Annotated in this window: 1 pseudogene; it reads left to right on the top strand. The window is 74.1% G+C overall.

What is annotated here, in order from left to right:
- Positions 1–499, top strand: a pseudogene (locus tag D180_RS16560) (PQQ-binding-like beta-propeller repeat protein); the annotation flags it as partial.

Below are 499 nucleotides of genomic sequence, written 5' to 3'. Positions count from 1 at the left end.
GCGCTGGCCTGCGCCGGCGGCCTGGCCGGCATGTTCGTGCCGCATCCGCCGGTGGTCGCCAGCGGCCCCGGCCCGGCACCGGTGCCGGTGACCCCGGCGCAGGCGCAGCGCGACTGGAGCCACTACGGCAATACCGCCGGCGGCAGCCGCTTCGCCGCGCTGGACCAGATCGGCCGCGGCAACGTCGGCCAGTTGCAGGTGGCCTGGACCTACCGCACCGGCGACATCGCAATCAGCGACGGCAACGGCGCCGAAGACCAGACCACCCCACTGCAGATCGGCGAGACGCTGTACGTGTGCACCCCGCACAACAACGTCATCGCGCTGGACGCCAGCAGCGGCCGGCAGCTGTGGAAGCACGAGATCAACGCGCAGTCCTCGGTCTGGCAGCGCTGCCGCGGCCTGGCCTACTTCGATGCCGACGCACCGCTGGCCCAGCCCAGCGCCGCCAACGCCTCGCCGGTGGCGGCGGCGGCGCTGCCGGCCGGCGCCAACTGCC

This window comes from Xanthomonas sp. SHU 166, assembly GCF_000364685.1.
GTDB classification, from domain to species: Bacteria; Pseudomonadota; Gammaproteobacteria; order Xanthomonadales; family Xanthomonadaceae; genus Xanthomonas_A; species Xanthomonas_A sontii.
The sequence above is the reverse complement of the archived record's forward strand: the minus strand, read 5'-3'. Positions and strand labels throughout refer to the sequence as shown.